Raw genomic sequence first — 382 nt, forward strand, 5'->3', positions numbered from 1 at the left:
CATTACGAATACAAAAGTAGGCCAAACAACGGTAGAAGGAACAAAGACATGGAAAGACGGAAATGCGAAAGATCGTCCGGAAATGATCAAAGTTGATCTACTGCAAAATGGAAAAGTAATCGCAACAAAAGAAGTGAGCACAGCGGGCGAATGGAAATATGCGTTTACAGACTTAGCGGCATACGATGCCGAAGGAAATGCGTACAAGTATGAAGTAAAAGAACAATCGGTGGATGGATATAAATCTGAAGTAAAAGGTTATGACATTACAAATACAAAGGTTGGCCAAACAACAGTAGAAGGAACGAAGACATGGAAGGACGACAATGCGAAAGATCGTCCGGAAATGATCAAGGTTGACCTACTACAAAATGGCCAAGTA

General features: G+C 40.8%; 1 protein-coding gene. It reads left to right on the plus strand.

Annotation, left to right across the window (positions count from 1 at the left end; genetic code table 11):
• The coding region (locus COI75_RS17230) for a Cna B-type domain-containing protein (RefSeq protein WP_176535595.1) at window positions 1–382 on the plus strand (382 nt) is incomplete at both ends.

The organism is Bacillus cereus (assembly GCF_002564555.1).
GTDB lineage: Bacteria > Bacillota > Bacilli > Bacillales > Bacillaceae_G > Bacillus_A > Bacillus_A cereus_K.